This window comes from Nocardia sp. CS682, from assembly GCF_004634405.1.
Taxonomy (GTDB): domain Bacteria; phylum Actinomycetota; class Actinomycetes; order Mycobacteriales; family Mycobacteriaceae; genus Nocardia; species Nocardia ninae.
The window spans coordinates 6,318,868-6,334,080 of the sequence record NZ_CP029710.1; the positions used below are offsets into that span (position 1 = coordinate 6,318,868).

The 15,213-nt window shown below is 66.9% G+C and carries 10 protein-coding genes; 6 read left to right on the forward strand and 4 right to left on the reverse strand.

All coding sequences use genetic code 11. The annotated features are described in order from the left end of the window. Positions 1-8: 8 nt before the first annotated feature. Together DMB37_RS28325 and DMB37_RS28330 are read left to right on the forward strand one after the other, a co-directional pair. Positions 9-2,135, forward strand: coding sequence for a hypothetical protein (locus tag DMB37_RS28325; protein ID WP_135235280.1), 2,127 nt, complete (start codon positions 9-11; stop codon positions 2,133-2,135). A 136-nt stretch (positions 2,136-2,271) separates the two neighbouring features. Next, entirely contained in the window at positions 2,272-2,664 is a 393-nt protein-coding gene (locus DMB37_RS28330) for a hypothetical protein (RefSeq protein WP_135235281.1), read from the forward strand. 101 nt (positions 2,665-2,765) lie between these two features. Here DMB37_RS28330 and eccCa read toward each other — a convergent pair whose 3' ends face one another. The 3 genes from eccCa to eccD are packed head-to-tail and all read right to left on the reverse strand — an operon-like array spanning position 2,766 to position 9,654. After that, positions 2,766-6,803, reverse strand: coding sequence for a type VII secretion protein EccCa (gene eccCa, locus DMB37_RS28335; protein WP_135235282.1), 4,038 nt, complete (start codon positions 6,801-6,803; stop codon positions 2,766-2,768). A gap of 15 nt (positions 6,804-6,818) precedes the next feature. After that, positions 6,819-8,207, reverse strand: coding sequence for a type VII secretion-associated serine protease mycosin (mycP, locus tag DMB37_RS28340; protein ID WP_135235283.1), 1,389 nt, complete (start codon positions 8,205-8,207; stop codon positions 6,819-6,821). Further along, positions 8,200-9,654 carry a type VII secretion integral membrane protein EccD gene (gene eccD / locus DMB37_RS28345; RefSeq protein WP_135237868.1) on the reverse strand — a complete coding sequence of 485 codons (1,455 nt, stop codon included), beginning with the start codon at positions 9,652-9,654 and terminating at the stop codon, positions 8,200-8,202. Before eccD ends, mycP begins: the two co-directional genes overlap by 8 nt. A 199-nt stretch (positions 9,655-9,853) precedes the next feature. Between eccD and eccA the strand changes: the two genes are divergently transcribed. The 4 genes from eccA (at position 9,854) to DMB37_RS28365 (ending at position 14,472) form a co-directional block, all read left to right on the forward strand. Continuing rightward, positions 9,854-11,671 carry a type VII secretion AAA-ATPase EccA gene (gene eccA, locus DMB37_RS28350; RefSeq protein WP_135235284.1) on the forward strand — a complete coding sequence of 606 codons (1,818 nt, stop codon included), beginning with the start codon at positions 9,854-9,856 and terminating at the stop codon, positions 11,669-11,671. A 112-nt stretch (positions 11,672-11,783) separates the two neighbouring features. Then, positions 11,784-12,026, forward strand: a complete 243-nt coding sequence (locus DMB37_RS28355) for a hypothetical protein (protein WP_135235285.1) — start codon at positions 11,784-11,786, stop codon at positions 12,024-12,026. Positions 12,027-12,541: 515 nt separating this feature from the next. Next, positions 12,542-13,285 (forward strand): tRNA-dependent cyclodipeptide synthase, encoded by a 744-nt coding sequence (locus DMB37_RS28360; RefSeq protein ID WP_255508316.1) that lies wholly within the window; start codon positions 12,542-12,544, stop codon positions 13,283-13,285. Beyond that, entirely contained in the window at positions 13,282-14,472 is a 1,191-nt protein-coding gene (locus DMB37_RS28365) for a cytochrome P450 (protein ID WP_135235287.1), read from the forward strand. Before DMB37_RS28360 ends, DMB37_RS28365 begins: the two co-directional genes overlap by 4 nt. 105 nt (positions 14,473-14,577) lie before the next feature. Here DMB37_RS28365 and DMB37_RS28370 read toward each other — a convergent pair whose 3' ends face one another. After that, entirely contained in the window at positions 14,578-15,162 is a 585-nt protein-coding gene (locus DMB37_RS28370) for a dihydrofolate reductase family protein (protein ID WP_135235288.1), read from the reverse strand. Between the last annotated feature and the right edge of the window lie 51 nt (positions 15,163-15,213).

The window sequence follows — 15,213 nt, forward strand, 5'->3', positions numbered from 1 at the left end:
CCTCGGCGATGATCGAGATCCCGCAGGATCTGAAATGGCTGGGCTGGCTGGTCGGCGTCGACCTGCCCGCAGGCAACGAGGACCTGCTGTTCGCCATCGGTCGCGCCTGGAACGAAGCATCGAAATCGCTTGCTGCACAGGTGGTCCCGTTGACTCAGGTACGGCGGAAAGCCAGTGGTGCCTATACCGACGGCGCGGGAGCCGAGACCATCTCGGCGTTGTTCACCGACCTGCTCAACGGCGACGCCTCGCTGGCGAAGCTGGCCGCCGACTACGACGAACTCGGCAATGCCGCTTTCGATTTCGGCACCACCGTGCAGGCGGCGAAGCTGATGATGATCGTCTCCTACGCCATGCTGGCGGTAGAAATCCTGTGGGCGTGGATGTTTCCGCCCACCGCGCCCGCTGTAGAGGCCGCGGCCATCGCGGGAACCAGATCCGGGTTGCGGCGGGTCGAGGATTTGGTGATCACGCGGATCGAGCAGGTGATACTGCGGGCGTTCGGCGCTGTCGGGCAGCAGGCTTGGACAAAGTTGGTGGTCAAGAATCTGGCCACGTACGCGGTGAAGGGCGCGGTGTCGGGAGGTCAAGCGGTGCTGGTGGATGCGGCTATCCAGGGTGGCCAGATCGCTGGGGGTACTCGGCGTCAGTTCAACGGAAACGAGGCGCTGCTCTCGTTCGGTGCGTCGTATGCGAGCGGGTTGTTCGGCCGGGCGGCCGGGCATTGGGGTGGCATCGGCTTCGATGCCTCGATCGGCAGGCTCACCAACAAGCTCGGTCGTGCGGCGGATGTGGGTCGGGGCGCGGCGATCGGGGCGTTCGCCGGTGCGGTCGGCACGGTCGGCAGTTCGATGGCCTCGGCGATGAACAGCGGTAACTGGCAGGGGGCGTTCACCGCGAGCGGTTTCGGTCTCGGTGCGTCGGGTGGTGCGTTTCGAGGGGCGATGGCGGGTGGTGCACGCGGCTTGTTCCAGCTGAACCGCGCGCCGGGCAGTGTGGCGCGCACCGGTTTCCTGCGGCATTTCCAGCTCGACGCCGAAGGGAACGTGTATGTCCCGGCGAGCCGGGCTGCGGCAGTCGGTGGATCGGTGAGCGACCAGCCCATCCCACGACCGGCGCCGGTGGCGCGGCCCTCGGTCGACCGGTCGGTCGAGTCGACGCCGCAGCATCAGCGCAGGCTGCGCGAGCTCGATCGCCAGGACGCGGCGAACCTGCGCGAATACCAGCGGCAGGTGCGTGCCGCCCAGCCCCAATTGCGGGCCCAGCCTTCTGAATCCGTAGAGAACCCGCCGCTGGCTCGCGCACTCGGGGCTCCGGACGGGCCGTCGGCGGTCGACCGGCAGCCGCAGTGGGGTTCCCGCATGTCCGACCGCGCGCAGGACATGCAGCAGCGGTCCGATGCGGCCCAGCAGACCGCGGATCGCGCGCAGGCAGGTGCCGACACCGTGCAGCGGCGGGCCGCTATGCAACAGACCAGGGCGGCGACGGAAGACAATATCGCCGAGCAAGCACGGACGAACACCGAGCGGGCGCAGCAGCAACTGCGGGCCGCTGAAACTCGCCTGGAATCGTTGCGCGCGAACGACTCTGCCGACCCTCGGCAGGTCGAGCGGGTCGAACTACAGGTTGCCCGCGCCCGGGTCGAACACGCGAGCGCCGAGTTCGAGCAAGCCGCCGCGCGCCTGCGCGCCGACGCGCACCAGCGCCGAGCCGACGATTTCCAGGCCCGCGCCGACGAATCGCAACACAGGGCCGACCTCGCCCAGCAGCGCGCCGATGAGCTGCGCATGGTGCGTGTCCATCCGGACGTGATCAACCGCAGCGCCGATGCCGAAGCCAAGCCGACGGTGCGCCCGATCGGCGCGGAGCACAGTTGGTGGCAGCGGGCTTTGCTCCGCAGTGAGCAGCTCGGAAAGGAATACGGCACCGGCGGTCCGGGGACGGACCACTATCAACCCAAGGGCACCGATCTGCGCGCCAAGACCCGCCCCAAACTCGATTCCTACCACCAGCCGATCATCGAGCAGTACGCCGCGCCATCAGCGCCCGACCCGGCGGTGTGGGGCGCACCGCAAGACTCCGAAACCGACTGGCAACCAGTGGATTCCGCGAACGCGGAGAGTGATATCCGCTAGACGCACGCGCGAGGAGCCAGCGCGAGAAATCAGTAGGTGCGTGGCTCGAGCCCGAAACCCACAATTCGCATAGTGTTCCGGCCCCAGTCGCCCGCAATCCCTTCTGGCGCAGCCCGTCCTGGCCAGAGTGGGTTGGGTGGAGCAGAGCATCGCCATCGATTCAACTACCGACCTGCATGCCGCCGCCGTGGTGATGGACACTGTCGCCGACTCGGTCGGCCGTGCGGTGCGCATGCTCGCCGACACCCTCACGCTGCTCGGCGACCCGATCGCAGTGCAGCACAACGGAAGCGCCACACGCTCCGAATCAACGGTCACCGCAGGCAGCAGCGCCAACCCGCCGTGGGGCACCGACTCATACGGTAAGTCGTTCGCCGACGGCGACGCCGGCTACGTAAACCTCAGCACCGACCTGCTCCAAGGCGGATTCGACATGGCGCACACCCTGTCCCAATTCGCCCACGGAATGAGCCGGGCCGCAGGCGATCTCGTCGTAACCGAGGAGAACGCCACCGCCGCGTTCTCCTGACCGCCCAGCACGCTGGATGGCAGGGTCGCGCTCGCACATACGACACCCACGCCCAGACGAATGTTGCTCCGCACGTACATCGCTGAGCAACATCCCCTCGCTCAGTTCGGCGGGGGCAGATGGCAGATCTGGATGAGATCGCGCCCCCGCGTCCGCGACACCAACAACCCACGCCCAGGCGGATACTGGGCCGGACGCACGTCCCCGAGCAACACACCCTCGTCCTTCGGCGTACTCATCAAGATCCCGTCCACCGACATATCTTTCATCGGCCCGAGCACCGGATCGTAGAGCGCCCGTGCCGCGCCACCGGACCGGCGCGCAATGATCACATGCAAACCGATATCCCGCGCCTGCGGCAACAGATCCAGCAGCGGCACCAGCGGATTGTTCGACGCCACCATGTCGTAGTCATCGACGATCACGTACACCTCGGGCCCCGTCCACCAGCTGCGCTCCCGCAGCTCCGCAGGCGTGATGTCGGCGCCGGGTAGCCGCTGCGACACGAATCCCGCAACTTCCTTCAACGTTGGAATCGAGGTCTGCGCCGAAGTGGAGTACCCGGCCAGGTGCTGCCCGTCGATGGCGCCGAGCATGGTGCGCCGGTAGTCGACCAGGATCACCCGCGCCTCGTTCGGGTGCGAATTCTCCACGATGCCCTGCGCGATATTGCGCAGCAGCGTGGTCTTGCCGCAGCCGACGTCGGCGAAGACCAGCAGGTGCGGCGACTCCTCGAAATCGAGCACCACCGGCAGCAGCTCCGATTCGCTCAACCCGATCAGCACCCGCTTGTTGTCCAGGCGCATATTCAGTTCGCGTGCGGTGGTCAGCACTTGATCGCGGTCGAGCTCGCCGGGCAGCATCCGCACCCCAGGGGCCCGTCGATCACCGTAGAGCTCGGCGAGTTCGGCCTTCGCGGCGACGATGCCGTCGGAGAGCGTTTCCGGGTTGACGTCGGTGTCCAGGCGGGGGAGGGCGATCAGCATGTGCAGCTTGTCACCGGTCATGCCGCGGCCGGGGCGATTGATCGGAACATTCACCGCCGCACGGCGATCCATCTCCGAGTCCGACGGATCGCCGAGGCGCAGTTCGATCCTGGTGCCGATCTGATCCTTCACGTTGGGCCGGATCTCCGCCCACCGGTTCGCTCCGAGCATGAGGTGGATGCCGTAGGACAGCCCACGGGCCGCGAGGGCGAGCACCTGGCCCTCGATCAGGTCGAAATCCTCACGGAAGGCGGCCCAGCCGTCGATCACCAGGAACACATCACCGAACGCGTCGGCGGCGAGCGGATGCGCGGCCCGCTCTTCCGGAGTCAGCAGCGCGAATTCGGCCTTGCGCTTGCGGAATTCACGCATGTTCTCGATGCCGAGCTCCAGGAAGCGGGCCTCACGCCTGCGCAGCAACATGCTGAGTTCGGCGACGGTGCGCCGCACCCGGTCGCTCTCCAGCCGCCCTGCCGCGGAACCCACGTGCGGCAGCCCGGTGAGGGCAGCCAGGGTGCCACCGCCGAAGTCGAGGCAGTAGAACTGCACCTGTTCGGGGGTGTGCGTGGTGGCGGCTGAGAGAATGATGGTGCGCAGGGTGGTCGACTTGCCCGACTGCGGTCCACCCACCACCGCGACATTGCCCTGGGCGCCGGACAGATCGATCGCGAGCACATCGCGTTTCTGTTCGTACGGCTTGTCGACGATCCCGATCGGCAGCCACAGATTGGCATTCTGGTTGACCTGAGAGCGCCAATCATGGTCGGGCAGAACCAGATCCACAGTCGGCGAGATATCGAGTGGTGGCAGCCACACCTGGTGCGCGGGCCTGCCGTGTCCGGTCAGCCTATCCACCACCACCTGGAGCAGCGACCGCTCGGGTTCGGCGGATGGCGCCTGACCGAGGAGTTCGTTGAGATCGGGCAGTTCGACCGGGATCGGTTGCTGCTCTTCCGTGCTGGGTGCGGCAGCCTCGATGGTGGCGGCGGTGAACAGGTCGACCGTCCCGGCCGTGGCCGTCGGGCCGGTCGTCCGTCCCGCAACCGGCGGCACGTAAGTCCCGGACACGTAGGTGGTGTTGAACCGCAACGGATCCGAAGAATCGCTCTTCAAATAGCCCGCGCCGGGCTGTGCGGGCAGATGGTAGGCGTCGGTGATGCCGAGCACCTGCCGGGATTCGCCGGCCGAGAAGGTACGCAGACCAATCCGGTACGACAGGTGCGAGTCGAGGCCGCGCAGCCGGTTCTCTTCCAAGCGCTGTGAAGCGAGCAGCAGATGCACCCGCAGCGAGCGACCGAGGCGGCCGATCATGACGAACAGCTCCGCGAAATCCGGTTTCTGCGAGAGCAATTCGGAGAACTCATCGACGATGATGAACAGCGCGGGCAGCGGATCGAGCGGCGCCCCGTTGGCGCGGGCCTTCTCGTACTCGGTGACATTGGCGAAGTTGCCTGCCGCTCGCAGCAATTCCTGCCTGCGGGTCAATTCACCGGCCAGCGCGTCGCGCATGCGGTCCACCATCGAGAGTTCTTCCTCGAGGTTGGTGATCACGGCGGACACGTGCGGCAGCGGATCGAGTCCGAGAAACGTTGCGCCACCTTTGAAGTCGACCAGCACCAGGTTCAGCAGGTCGGGGGAGTGGGTGGTCACCATCGACAGCACCAGGGTGCGCAGGAACTCCGACTTGCCGGAACCCGTTGCGCCGATGCACAACCCGTGCGGTCCCATGCCGTTCTCGGCGGACTCCTTGATGTCGATCTCGACCCTGGTGCCGTCAGGGGTCGAGCCGATCGGCACCCGCAACCGCTCGCGCGCCGACCTGGGCCGCCACACCACGTCCGCGTCTAGGGTTGCCGCGTCCGCGACACCTAGCATTGCCATCAGTCCAGGGTCGGTGTTCACCTCGGCGCCGAGGTCGACGACCTGGGCGCTGGTGGCGATCCGGTAGCGCGCCATCCCGCGGCCGAAAGTGGCGGCGATATCCAGGCTTACCCGGTCGGGCCCGGCGAAGTTCTCCACGGAACCACCGGTGCGGGCGCCGATCACGTCCTCGTCGACCACCAGTTGCAGCCCGCGCCGGACGGCGAGGCCGGTCTGCGGTGCGGTGAGGTCGAGCACGGTCACCGAGTCGAGTCCGGCGTCGCTGATGATGCGTTCGGCACCGCTGACATACCCGTCATCGATCACCACGACCAGGTGCAGCCTGCCCGCCGTAGTCGGTGCGTTGCGCAGGAACCGGCCGCGTTCGAGCAGGTCCTCCGACAACGAGGTCTCCAGCTCCGACAGCGACTCGTAAAGCATGCGGGCCGAACCGATCCGGTCGGTGTCGCGGGGATGTTGCAGGTGCGGGAGCCATTTGGTCCAGCTCCACACCTCGCCGTCGGGATCGGCGGTGACGATCGCGAAGATCATGCTGTCCGGGCCGTGGAAGGTGGCCAGTTCCATCAGCATCGACCGGACGAGTGCGCGGCCGTGCTCGCGCGGACCCTCCACGTTCACCGCGGGGAACGCGCGCAGCGAGATGGCGGTCGGCAGGCCGTGCACCACCGAGTGGGTGCGGACGAAACGGCGCAGTGCCACTGTCGCGACCGGTTCCAGGTCTTCCAGTGGAACAGTCTCGGGCCGAACAAGCTTGGTGGCGAGGCGATGACTGCCGACGCCGATCCGGATGTGCCCGAAGTCGGGGTCGCTCGGCCTGCGTTCCCACATCCGGCGGGTGCCGATCAGCGCGTGCAGGTCGATCGGGTGCGGGTGACTCCAGAACAGCGCCTCACGCTGGGCGGTGCCGGTATTGCGGACGTCGCGGCGCAGCTGATCGAGGTAGCGGAAGTAGTCCTTGCGTTCCTCGTTGAGCTCGGCGGCGGGCTTCCCGCCGCCGCCGGTGCGGCTGGCGAACATGCCGACCATCGACATCAGCATCATCATCGGGAACATCATGGTGAGCGGATTGGAGAACATGGACTTGCCGCCCATGGTGAACATCAGCCCCATCATGCCGACCATGGCGACCACCATCACCACCGGCAGCAGCCGCTGCCACAGCGGCGCGGGGACCGGCGCGGTGATCTCCGGTGGTGCGTTGAGGATTACCTCGCCGCCCGGTGGCCGCGGCGGTGCGATCCTGGCCAGGCGGATGAACCCCTTTGTGCCCATGGACAATTCCTTCGGTTAGTCATCGCCCGGCAGGACGAGGGGCCTGCGCTGTTCGCGCCGGAACGGAATGGAGAGGGCGAGCACGATGGCCAGCAGCGTCAGGCAGCTCACCGCACCCGCGAGGCCGATGCGGCGCGGCCACGGGCTCACGAAAGCCGGTGGCGTCGGTCCCGCGATCGGGATGCCCTGTGCCGGATCAGTTTTCGCGGCGGGCGGCACCACTGCGGTGAGCGCGGCGACCGGGTCGATCAGGCCCGCGCCGATCCGGGCGTCGTGGCCGCTGCCCGGGGCATGCGCGGTGCGGATGATGCGGTCCATCACCTGCTGCGCGGAGAGGTCGGGAAAGCGGGCGCGCACCAGGGCGGCCAGGCCCGCGACATACGCGCTGGCAAAGCTGGTGCCGTTCACCGGCGCCACCTGGCCGTCGGCCTGCGGAGTGCCGTTCACCAACCCGGTGCCGCCCGGCGCGCTGTCCAGCGACATCAGATTGCTACCCGGCGCGGCCACGGAAACCCAAGGCCCGTAAAGGGTGAAGGCCGAGGGCGATCCGTCGGGCTCCACCGACGCCACCGACAGGACATAGGGCGAGAACCAGGCGGGCGTCGCGATCGTGGCGACCGCGTTCCACCCGGCAGTGCCGTTCTGCTCCTTGCAGGCGCCCTGCTGTTGCAGATTGCCCGCTGCCGCGACCACGACGACGTTGTGTTCGTAGGCGTACCGCAGCGAAGCGCCGAGCGGGCCGTCGACCGCCTCGGCACCGGCGGGCCTGCACGACACCGCGGAAACATTGATGACCGTTGCGCCACTGTCGACAGCGTGCACCACCGCGCTGGCGAGGGTGTCGACGGTGCCGTAACCACCGGCCGACATCGCACCGGGATCGTCGGAGCGGTAACTGTTCTTGGCCTGGTAGGCCAGGCTGGTCTGGCGAATGGTGAGGATCGAGGCGGCGGGTGCGACACCGGAGAAGCCGTCGCCACCCTCGGGTGCGGGTCGAGCGGCGATGAGGCCGGCCACCAGGGTGCCGTGCCCGTCGCAGTCGGCCGTGCCGTCGGAATCGGAGACGTAATCACCGCCCGGTCGCACCGACAGGCGTGGATGCGGGTTGACTCCGGTGTCGATCACCGCGACGGTCTGTCCCTCGCCGCGGCTGAACTGCCAGGCGTTTTCGAGGCCGAGCGCCTTCTGCGCCGCGGGCACTCCGACGGGTGCGGGTCCGGTCCAGATCGGTTGCGAGCACAGCAGCCGCTGCTCCGACGGGACCGGCGGAGCTACCGGGGCATTCGTGATCAGCGCTCCCGGATCCACCACCGGCGGCGCTACACCGAGTGCCGCGCCGACCGGACCTACGGCCAGTGCCAGCGCCAGGGTGACGACGACGGCCGACCGGGCGAGCTCACGCATTCCGGGCCATGGCGTAGACGTCGAGGATCCAGAAAACGAGCGGACCGATAATGCAGATCAGCAGGTATTCGAAGATCTCGCCCGCCCGCTGCACCACCGGCGAGACTTCCATGTTCGGTCCGGCGACCCCGATCAGCATGCCGAGCCCCGCCACCAACAGCAGCGCGCCCGCGGCGGGCAGCGCGAGTTCCGGCATCCGCACGCCCCACAGCACCGTAGGCACGATCAGCGCCGCGCAGCCACCGGCCACCAGCACCGCCGCCTGCGTCAGATCCGCGAAAGCCCTTCCACGCCTGGCGAGTACGACACCGACCGCAGCGGCGAGCACCGCGCACTGCCAGCGATGTTCGGTGGCCGAGGCGACGATCACGATCGTAGCGAGCACGGTGATCGCTACGATGCCGAAGATCATCCCGGACTGAAAGTCGTTGGCCCGCCGCGACCGTTCGCCGAGACCGGCCGCCGAGGGGATGGCGGTCGCGCCGACCGCGCCGATGCCTTCGATGGTCGGCCGTGGTTCGTGGTCACGCGGGTCGATGGCCCCGCCCGCGGTCGGTACCGGCGGCACCGGAAGCCGCGCGGCCGCGACCGCGATCCGCGAGGCGAGGGTGATGCCGAGCAACGCGAAAATGATGATCCCGGCCGCGACCTTCAACGGTGCGACATTCCAGATCGTCACCGTGCCCGCGGCGCCGACGGCGAACGTCGCGACCGTGATGACACCGGTGAACATCGTCGTGCGCACCGGGATCGCCCGCATCGCGATCACCGCGAGCAGCAGCGTGGCGGCGGCACCGAACAGCAGGTGTGGCGCGCCGGGGCGGCCGGGCACGAATGCCGCTGTGCCACTACCCATCAGGAGCAGGCCACACAGTGCCAGCGCGGTGGCGGGTGCGGTCGCCGCGTACTTCTTTGCGACCAGGGCGGCGCCGATCAGGATCACCAGACCGATGCCGAGGCCCGCCGAGCCGGCCAGCACCGACCAGCCGCGCGCCGCCGCGAACAGCAGCAGGAAGCACGTGCCGACCACCGCAGTGATCGCGCCACCCATCCCGGCTCGGCCCGCCGACTCACCCGACCAGCCGCTGAAGGAGTCGTCGGTCAGCCGGGCGACCGCGTCGATCACGTCATCGAACAGCGGCGGCGACTCGACCGAATCCACCGCGCGCAGCACCAGCAGGTCGCCGTCGAACACCTCGGCCTCGGTGAGCGTGCGCCCGGGGTCGATCGCGGTCTGGCCGGGCTGGGCCAGGGTCCAGTGCTGGGCGGCGAGCGGTCCGTTGTCCTCGAGTTCGGACAGGTCGGGGTTGCGAGAAGCGATGAGCGCCACCACATCCGGGATGAAATTCGCGATCGCGACGGTGGCGGGCAGCACCACATCCACCTGGGTGTTGCCACCGATCACCGAGACCCGGCACAGTTGCGGCTCGATCGCCGTGGACTCCATCACGTTCGGGAAATTAACAACGGAGTCGCTCGGTCGCGCGGGCTGAGCAGTGAGTTTCCGCAGTTGTAACCCTGGTCGGGCGCTGACATGCGGTTCTGTGGCGGCGGTGGTCTCGCGCGGTTAATCCCCGGTGAATGCCGCATGCTCGCGCGCAGGGTAAGGAGTGACGCGGCAACGTATTCCGGCTACGTTGCGCCGCATGTCAGCGATTCGTTCAGCCCAACAGGTCTTCGACGCGGGCGTGCTGTCGTTGGGTCTGATGGTCGACGGCCAGCAGGCCGCCAAGAACCTCGAATACGCCAAGGTGGCCTTCCGCCGGGCCACCGAGCTCGACCCGGATATGTGCGACGCGTGGCTGGGCCGCCTCGCCGCGGGGGATGCGTCCAACGAGGTGTTCGGGCAGCTGCACCGCACCTCGACAACCTCGCTGATGCGCGAACAGCGCAGGCTCGGGTTGCCGCCGCGCCAGCTGGCGGGCCGCTTCCAGATCGGCCAGTACATCGACTATCCGGTCGCCGGTTTCACCGAGATCTGGATCGCGCACGCCATGCGTCTGCTGGACGACAAGCAGTTCGACGAGGCCCAGCATGTGCTCGACGAGCTGGACGAGCGCCGCAAGAAGATCACCGACGACCCCGACCGCGTCGTGGACGACCGCCTCTGCGCCTATGCGCGCGGCGTCCTGTACTTCACCGCTCAGCTCTGGCCCGACGTGATGGCGGTGCTGGCCGGGTCGGCCGAGTGGCAGGACCAGTACATGGCGGTCGGCGCCCACGTCATGGTCGGCACCGCGTGCGCGCACCTCGGCCTGTTCGGTGAGGCGACGCGCCGCCTCGAACAAGCCGAGCACGGTCCGATCCCGGCTGCCCGCACCGCGGCCATGTACTGCCGCGGACTGGCGCTGCGCGAGCAAGGCAACGAGGACGAGGCGCGGTCGCTGTTCGAGACGGTGTACAGCCAGGTGCCCGGCTTCGCCTCGAACGCCCGCGCGATGAGCGATCCGACCTTCCGCATCATGGTCACCACTCGCGAGCAGATCGAATCACGCACCAACCGTTGGGATCCCGCGACCGCGCCATCCCTGGACGAGGCCGCCGAACAGGAACACCAGGACCGCGCCGAGACCATTCTGGCCACCGCTCGCGCGGAACTGCAGGCCCAGATCGGGTTGGCGGCGGTGAAGGTGCAGGTTGCCAAGTTGCAGTCCTCGGCGACCATGGCCAAGATTCGCGCGGAGAAGGGCCTCAGCAGCATGCCGCGCGGGCAGCACCTGGCCTTCACCGGTCCGCCCGGTACCGGCAAGACCACCATCGCCCGCGTGGTCGCCAAGATCTACTGCGGGCTCGGACTGCTCAAGACCGACAAGGTGGTGGAGACCAAGCGCTCCGACTTCGTCGGCCAGCATCTGGGTTCCACCGCGATCAAATCCAATGCGCTGATCGACTCCGCCATGGACGGTGTGCTTTTCGTCGATGAGGCGTACACGCTGATCCAGCAGGGGTTGTCTGGCGGGGACGCGTTCGGGCGCGAGGCAGTGGATACTCTGCTCGCTCGGATGGAGAACGACCGCGACCGGTTGGTGGTGATCATCGCCGGGTACGACGGCGAGATCGATCGCTTCCTGGCCAGCAACGATGGTCTTGCTTCTCGTTTCGCCAAACGAGTGAAGTTCGACTCCTACTCGCCCGACGAACTCCGTGACATCGGCAAATTCATTGCCAGCAAACGTGATTCCGCACTCTCGGATGAAGCGGTCGAGATCTTGCGCGAAGCGTGTGTGCAGCTGTACGCGGCGGAACGCACCGACCAGAGCGGTCTGCCGCGGCGCGGTGTCGACATCGCCGGCAACGGGCGGTTCATCCGCAATGTGATCGAGAGCGCGGAGGAAGAACGCGAATACCGTTTGGCCATGGACGAATCGCTTGACCCGCGGACCCTCGATGAAGACACTCTGATGCGCATCGAGGCGGACGATATGCGCAAGGCGCTGGATATCGTGCTGGCCACGTTGACATAGGCGAGGGTCTGGTTGGACGATCGCGTCTACCTCGGGATCGAAGCCGCTACCCTGGAGTGTGCACGGTGTGCTGGGGGAGGTAGGTGAAATGCCGCGACTACGAAGGTTTCTCGTGGAAACCGCGTATGCGATTCCATTTGTCTTGGCTGTGGCGTCGGTGCTGATGTTCGTACTCGGGTTCGACGGGGTATGGGTCGTCATGGTGTCGGTGCTGGTCGGCATGCTCATGGGGAAGGTCGCCGAAGCCTTGGTCGGGGTGGTTCGGGCGTATCAGTCTGCGGCGCAGCCTGTTTCAACGGAGCCGGTCTGGCAAATCTGGCAGCGGCGAACGCGTCATGATGGTGATCTGCCGTGAGCACTGTGCCGTTTCGGACGTCGTCGTCAGCGTGCGAGCCGGTCTGTCGGTCCGAGCACGTCGGCGGGTATGACCCAGACTTGGCGTGGTCGCAGGAGCACGCCAGGCCGGGTTGATGGCTACCTTCAGGCAAATGTCGGCCTTCTGTCGAGGTCACACACGAAGTGCTTGTCAGCGCGTCGGTCGGCATCGGGCGCGGCGATATACCGTAGACGAGGGTGCCTTCAGCTACTGAGCTGACCTGGTCGACCCGAACTGGACGGCAGATCAGTACCGTCGGGATGTGGCTCCTACGGGCGAGCCTGGCGACCGAGCACGGAATTGTGCGATCATGAGAATTCGGTCCGCGGGTGCGCTGCGGGCGTTGGATCTCTCACCGTTGCCGAGGCCCGGTGAGCACCGCGAGGATCTAAAGCACTCGCGAGCGATGCAGGGGCTCGGGGACAACGGCGTGCACCACTGCCTCGGCAGGGCGGGTAATTCGGTAGATCCCCTTCGGCGAAAGGCGCGCAATCGTGACGTCGGCAACGCTCTCCAGATCTGCAGCACAATCACTGAAACCCACTGTCCAGCAGGGCTTTCTGGTTCAGCCGTTCACTCGGCACTGTCAGGTGGTCCAGCACGATGGTGATCACGCGGTCATCGGTGTGTCACCGGGAAACAGTTACTTCTCCGGTCAGCGAATTCGCGATCTCGCCAAATGGGGACTCTCGCACTTCGATCGGGTCGACATCGTCTACACCGATGTGTATGTGGCCGAAATGTTCGAAGCCATAGGCTATTCCGAGCTAGACGCTCGCCGTAAGGCGGACAAGAACATTCGCGGCGTGCGCGCCAAAATTGTTGCGGCAGTTGGCGATGCCGATCCGCAGGGGAGGCGACTGTTCGCGAAGGCGATGTCGGAGTTCCGGGCCAACGAAGCGTACCGGGCCCTGCATGCGGATCTCGTCGGACGGTCGGCCGACGATGCGGAGTTCCGCGCCGTGTGTCACCAGCTGGTGGCGCGGTTCCTGTCCTCGAAGGTGCTGGACGGGCGCGCACCCACGCCCCGTCAGCACGAGGTATGCCTCGACTACATCCGTGCCGAGGCCCCGCTGTTCCTGGACACGCCCGCGATCCTCGGGGTGCCCTCATCGCTGAACTGCTATCACCAACTGCTGCCGATGGCGGAACTGCTGTATGCGCGTGGATCCGGACTTCGCGCCTCGCGCAACCAGGGGCACGCCATCGTCACTCCTATCGAAGGAGCGGGCGCATGACAACCTTCGACACGTTGCTCGCCTTCCCGTTCTCCGCCCGTGGCGACCGAATTCCCGAGGAGGTCAACGCACTTCGCGAAGCAACGCCTGTCCGCAAGGTGCGCACCATCGCCGGTGACGAGGCCTGGCTGGTGAGCTCCTACGCCCTGTGTAAGCAGGTTCTGGAAGACCGCCGGTTCTCGTTGAAGGACACCTCCGCGCCGGGAGTGCCCCGCCAGTACGCCCTCACCATCCCGCCGGAGGTGGTGAACAACATGGGCAATATCACTGGTGCAGGTTTACGCAAGGCAGTGATGAAGGCCCTGAGTCCGAAATCGCCTGGCCTCGAAGAGTTTATGCGGACCACCGCCACAGATCTGGTCGATGCTCTCGTCGCGGAGGGCGCGCCCGCCGATCTGCGCAACGATTTCGCCGACCCGTTCGCGGCCGCACTGCACTGTCACCTCCTCGGCATTCCACAGCAGGATGCACCCAAGCTGATGCGCAGTCTGCATATCGCGTTCATGAACTCCGCCGAACCCATCCCAGCCGCCGAGCTCAACTGGAATCGGGATATCGCCTACATGGTCGAACGCCTCGACGACCCGGCCACCTCCGGCCTGATGGCCGAACTCGCCGCTCTGCGCGAGGATCCGGACTACGCGCAAGTTTCCGAACAGATGCTGGCTACCGTCGGAGTCACCTTGTTCGGGGCCGGCGTGATCTCCACCGGCGGCTTTCTCACCATGGCCTTGGTGTCGCTCATTCAGCATCCGGAACTGAAGGGTCAACTGCTTGCAGACCCGTCGCTGATACCCGCCGGAGTGGAGGAGCTACTACGCATCAACCTGTCCATCGGCGACGGCCTGCCACGACTGGCGACCGAAGACATCCAGCTCGGTGACGTCCTGGTCAACAAGGGCGAGCTGGTGCTGGTACTGGTGGAAGGCGGCAATTTCGACCCCGCCGCCTTCCCCGCGCCCGAGACTATCGACCTGAATCGCCCCAACGCCAGCGCCCACCTATCCTTCGGTGGCGGTCAACATTTCTGCCCCGCCACCGCCCTGAGCCGCAAGCATGCCCAAATCGGCCTGGAAGCACTACTGACTCGCATACCCACCCTGGATCTCGCCGTGCCCATCGACCAACTCGTCTGGCGCACCCGCTTCATGAAGCGAATCCCAGAGCGGCTACCCGTTTTGTGGTAACCGCCGCCGTCCGATACCCCGCCTGACGAGCGGGCGGGGTCGTCGGCACTGGCTACCGGCGAGAGGCGGCCGCCCGCAACACCGCGCCGATCGTCTGGCCCGTGCTCATCGCCTCGTCTCGTATCGGGTCAGCAGCACGCCGCCGGGAAATGTCCGGGTCTCCGCCAGACTCAGGTTCACCCAGCTGTCCAGCGCGGTGAAGAACGGTGTGCCGCCGCCCACCAGGACCGGCACGGTGACCAGCACGTACTCGTCGATCAGACCGGCCCGCATGGCCGCCCCGGCGAGCGTCGCGCCGCCGATGTCCATCGGGCCGGCGTCCTCGGCCTTGAGCCGGGTGATCTCGGTGACCGCGTCGCCGGTGACCAGGCGGGTGTTCCAGTCGACGGTGCTGGTCGTCGCGGAGAACACCACCTTCGGCATGTCCCGCCAGCGGCGGGAGTACTCGATGGCAGCCGGTGTGGCGTCGGGTTGCTGGTCGGCGGTCGGCCAGTGGGAACTCATCGCCTCCCACAGCTTGCGCCCATACAGCGCCAGGCTCGTCGCCGCCACCCGGTCGGACCACCACTGGAACAGCTCATCGCTCGGCGACGAGTCCGGTCCCTCACCTCCACTCCAGCCGATATCGTCGCCGGGCGCGGCGATGTAGCCGTCCAGGGTTACGTTCATGCCAAAGGTCAGTTTCCGCATGCGTCAGCCTCTCGTGAGTGGATCTCACACGTACAGACGGGCGCGGCGCGA